The organism is Roseibium sp. (assembly GCF_039982295.1).
Taxonomy (GTDB): domain Bacteria; phylum Pseudomonadota; class Alphaproteobacteria; order Rhizobiales; family Stappiaceae; genus Roseibium.
In genome coordinates this window covers 1-4,677 of the sequence record NZ_JBDWYP010000065.1, presented here as the reverse complement: position 1 = coordinate 4,677, position 4,677 = coordinate 1, and the positions used below count along the sequence as shown (strand labels likewise).

At 56.6% G+C, this 4,677-nt stretch carries 4 protein-coding genes; 1 reads left to right on the top strand and 3 read right to left on the bottom strand.

All coding sequences use genetic code 11. The annotated features are described in order from the left end of the window. Window positions 1–139: 139 nt before the first annotated feature. Window positions 140–673, top strand: coding sequence for a nucleotidyltransferase family protein (locus ABJZ52_RS14645; protein WP_348192194.1), 534 nt, complete (start codon window positions 140–142; stop codon window positions 671–673). Here the strand turns inward: ABJZ52_RS14645 and pabB are convergent. The 3 genes from pabB to ABJZ52_RS14630 all read right to left on the bottom strand — a co-directional run bounded on the left by pabB (window position 670) and on the right by ABJZ52_RS14630 (window position 4,453). Next, window positions 670–2,475 carry an aminodeoxychorismate synthase component I gene (pabB, locus tag ABJZ52_RS14640; RefSeq protein WP_348192191.1) on the bottom strand — a complete coding sequence of 602 codons (1,806 nt, stop codon included), beginning with the start codon at window positions 2,473–2,475 and terminating at the stop codon, window positions 670–672. The two genes, ABJZ52_RS14645 and pabB, sit on opposite strands and share 4 nt — an antisense overlap. A gap of 179 nt (window positions 2,476–2,654) precedes the next feature. After that, window positions 2,655–4,142: a methyl-accepting chemotaxis protein gene (locus tag ABJZ52_RS14635; protein WP_348192190.1), complete on the bottom strand. Its 1,488-nt coding sequence runs from the start codon at window positions 4,140–4,142 to the stop codon at window positions 2,655–2,657. Next, window positions 4,139–4,453: a hypothetical protein gene (locus tag ABJZ52_RS14630; RefSeq protein WP_348208108.1), complete on the bottom strand. Its 315-nt coding sequence runs from the start codon at window positions 4,451–4,453 to the stop codon at window positions 4,139–4,141. Before ABJZ52_RS14630 ends, ABJZ52_RS14635 begins: the two co-directional genes overlap by 4 nt. Window positions 4,454–4,677: the final 224 nt, after the last annotated feature.

Here is a 4,677-nt window from a genome sequence, read left to right as displayed (position 1 = left end):
AATCACCGGCGTCTTCTGGAGACCATAGGAAACATCCCTCCGGCTGAAGCGGAGGAACGATACTACGCCACGCAGGATCAACCGGCGGTGGCAGCATAACTTAAACCAAACAGCCTCCGGCAAACCCGGGGCGGTTCACATGGCGATCCTGACGACCATCAAGTCCCTCGAGCTACCGGATGCATGGCTTGTTTCCGGCGGTGTCTACCAGACGGTCTGGAATGCCCTCACCGAGCGTCCGGCCGGTCATGGTATCAAAGACTACGACATCATCTATTTCGACGGCGCCGACTTGTCTTATGACGGCGAGGACGCTGTCATCAACGCCGTCGGAACGGGTCTGCCTCTACTCGCCGACCGATTGGAAACCAAAAACCAGGCTCGAGTGCACCTCTGGTACGAGAAAAGATTCGGAAGGCCCTACCCGCCTTTGAGTTGCTCCATGGAGTCGCTGACCTACTCTGCCTCCAGAACGCATGCCGTGGCCGTTCGACTGAGAGATGATGGCCGGTTCGATATCCACGCCCCCTTTGGTCTTTCCAATATATTCGGCATGAGACTGGTCCTCAACCACGCCTTCGACAACCGCCAGACATATCAGGAGAAAGGTGCGAGGATGAAAGAACAGTGGCCTGAACTCGAGCTTGTGCCATGGCAGACCCAGGCGGATTAAGACAGCTTTAGTTCGATCAATCGTACCGACACCAATCCCCGCACAGAATTGCCCGCGTAGATCTCGTCAGCGCGCTGAAGATCTTTCAATGTCAGGTCGGCTTCTGCCGCCATGCCGCGTTCAAGCAAACCCGCGCGAAGCGTTCCTGGCAAAAGTCCATGCTTGATGGCAGGCGTGAGCAGCTTTCCGTCTCTCTTCAAGAAAAGATTGGTGAAACTGCCCTCGGTCAGAAAGCCGTTTTCATTCAGGAACAAAACTTCCTGGCAACCCGTCTCTTCAGCATATGCAGCACGGGCCTCATCATAGAAGGTACGGTTTGTGGTCTTGTGATAGAGGAACACATCCGACGAGTGGCAAGTTTCAGAGCCGACCACAACATCCCAAACCTCGTCTTTGGCGACAGCGCTAAGGGGCGTGTGCGAGATCGTAATCTGACCCATTTCAGACAACTGTACCTTCAGTCGTGTCGGACCTGGCAGATCCCCTGCCGCCGCTTTCAAAGCAGCACTGACAGCTCTCTCATCGTATTGAAATCCGAAGTAGTCGGCGGAGTCGGAGAGGCGTGCCAAATGCCGTTCAAGCAGCAAAAAGCCATCTGAGGGCGCGAAGGCCATTGTCTCAAAGAGGCTGAATGACGGCGCCTCACCTGAAAGAAATTTCAGCTTCAGCCGACACTCGTCGTACTCGGGTGTGGCTCCGGAATCGAAAATGACACCTGATCCGGTTCCAACCTCCCCCTGCCCGTCCGATTTCAGAACCAATGTTCTGATGGCGACATTGAAGTTGAAATCACCGCTTGGTTCGACAAAGCCGATGGAGCCGGTGTAGACACCTCTCGGTGAGGTCTCCAACCGATCCGCAATCATCATCGCGCTGAGTTTTGGCGCGCCTGTAATCGAACCGCAGGGAAAGAGCCTTTCGATGATTTCGGAAAACCGCACATCCTTTTTGACCCTCGCCTCAACAGTTGACGTCATCTGATGAAGGCTCTTGTACCGCTCGACGTCACAGAGCGCCGTCACGTTGACGGAACCGGGCTCTGCGATCCGTGACAGGTCATTGCGCATGAGATCCACGATCATGGTGTTCTCGGCCCGCTGCTTCGGGTCTGCGGACAGCTCGCGGGATATGCGCTCATCCTCCCGGGTGGTCCGCCCTCGAGGCGCGGTCCCCTTCATCGGGCGAGTGCGCAGGCAATCACCCTTTCTCTCCAAAAACAGTTCCGGCGACAGGGAAAGGACTGTTCTGTCTTCCAATTTGAGATAGGCGGCATGGGCCACAGGCTGTTTGCGAAGCAGGTCAAGCAGCAACGCCTCCGGAGGCCCCTTGTGTGCGAACCGCGCCCGCAGCGTCAGATTGACCTGATAGATATTGCCTTGAGCGAGGTGTTCTTGAACCTCACGGAAGGCTTCTTCGTATTCTGCCGCCGACCAATCGAACTCAGGCGTCCCCAGGGACGCGATCTGCCCATCCGACGAGCGCGCCAGCAGGTCGCGGCATGTTTCAAGATCAAGAACCTGCGGTGCCTCCCGGTAGATCCCAAACCAGGCCAGAAGCTCTCCTTTCTCCTTAAAGGACCTTCTCAGCTTCTCTTCAAAGGCATATCCGAGTTCATAGGCAAGAAAGCCAGCGACGTGAAAGCCGGCGGCCACCGCCTCATCCACGGCGTTCAGCGTGGATGCAACATCGTCGAGTGCGAGACAGGCGAGAACCTGCTGAGGCTCCACGAAAAGGCGCCCACGCTTTTCCCGCAAGCAATCTAGGAGAAGGACAGAGCCGTTTTCAAGAACGCACGATGTCATGGGAAAATCTGAAACTGCCAACTTGGTGCCCGATCCTCATCCATGAGTCTCTGCCGGCCGATCTGCCTTGGCTCTTGGCACTCCAGAACGCAAGGGTCAAGCACGACGGCTCATGCGCAAAAGGAAACGGCCGCCCCGTCGCCGGGGCGGCCGTGTCACGGATCAAATGGTCGAAGACCTTAAGCGGCGACGTCCCTGAGGAAAGCGTCAACCGAAGCGCGCATGAGCTCTGCTTCGCGCTCCAGCTCTTCAGCGGACTGAGCAACGGTCGAAGCCGACGCCGTGGTGCGCTCGGCCGCTTCACTCAGGCCGCCAATGTTGGACGCGACCAGCCCTGTGCCATTTGCAGCTTCTGCAACGTTGCGAGAGATCTCGTCGGTCGCAGAGCCTTGCTCCTCAACGGCTGCAGCAATGGCAGACGTGTAATTATTGACTTCATCCATGGTTGCTGCGATCGCACCGATCGCCTCGACAGCGTCCTTGGTTTCGTTCTGGATCGCCGAAATCTGCGCACCGATCTCTTCCGTCGCCTTGGACGTCTGATTGGCCAGTTCCTTGACCTCGGCGGCCACGACGGCAAAGCCCTTGCCTGCCTCGCCGGCGCGCGCGGCCTCAATGGTCGCGTTGAGCGCAAGAAGGTTGGTCTGCTCGGCAATTGCCTGAATGAGGGTCACAACCTCGCCGATGCGATTTGCCGCCTCTGCAAGGCCTGCCACTTTCTGGTTACTCGTCTGCGCACCGTCCGTTGCCTGGGCAACGATGCCTGTCGTCTGCTCAACCTGGCGGGAGATTTCTCCAATTGAAGAGGACAGCTCCTCCGCTGCTGAAGCAACGGTCTGCACATTTGAAGACGCGGTATCAGATGCATCCGCTGCAACGGCAGCACGGCCGGATGTGTCCTCGGCGACCGAACCGAGATCCTGGGATGCGCTGCGCATGGCGCGAACCTGCTCCGTAACCGCAGACAGCTTGATTTCAATTTCCTGCCGGAACTCAGAAATCCGCTCGCCAACTCGGCCCTGCCGCTCACGTTCTTCATTCATGCGGGCGTCTTCCGCCTGCTGCATGGAAGCGGCCTGAATTTGCGCCGCCTCCGCATCGCTGCGCGCCTTATCCGAAAGGAAAAATGCTTTCTCAAGCTGCGCAACAGTCCACCAGAGTACTGCGACTTCAGCGACAACAATAACCGCATGAAAGACAACTCGCGCAAAGTCGGCTCCATTCGGAAAGACCGCCCAGGGAAGTGCGAAATTCAAAACGAGGTGATGAACCGCTACAACGCCCGCGTATGCGACCAAGGCGCGCCAATCGACCCAGCCCGCCAGGATCGCCAACATGGCAAAAAAGTACATGTGTGCATCGAGCTGATAGGAGGTGGTCGGGTCTGCACTGGCCATACCGGCAACAAAAAGAGCAACGAGTGCTGCGAGAGAAATGGCAGTCGCAATTCTTGTCTCGGCTCCGTTTTTAAACTTGAGCCAAGTCGCAGTTGCTCCCGCTCCAAGCAATAGCGCGGCCCCGGAAATCACGACCAGAGGTGCGGTACCATTCCATGCGGTCGCGACCATCACCAAAATGACGTTCGCCCAGATGAAAAAGATGATGTACTTCGCAAATGAAGTACGTAGGGCGTCCAGACCCGAACTCTGCGTCACATTCTCACTCATATTTCACTCTCCCCAGCCCATCTCGTCAGCCCGGCACAGGCTTGCGCGACGATCGATGACGCTACAAAAACTGCTCCGTAGGAATAAAGACGTCCAGTCAGGCCCTCATCTTCCACGACCGAGACAGCAATCCACCCAGAGGAATCGGTCGAGACAATTCTGCCGCCCGCGCGTGCAACAATATCAGGAGCAGTGTCGCTCCACGGGCCGGAAAACACCGCAATCTTTCCCGAATCTCCGGGCTGCAGCGATGCCAGCAGCATCAAGCTGCAAGCTGCCAAAAAGTAAGTCGCGACAAATCTCTTGGACATTCCCTGCAGACGCTCGCCAAATTCCTGACCGAGAATTCAACTCTCTCGATGGCATAACATTGACAGATATACCTTTAATTTTTTCTAAGAGCCTGACCGATAAATAATTTGAGTGATATCAGTTACTTGTGGTTCTGTCGATTTTGCGAAGAAAGACGGAGTTGCACATGTGGACCGATATCACCCGGCAGCAGCATGCCCGATCAGGGCTGCGCCTGCCAAGC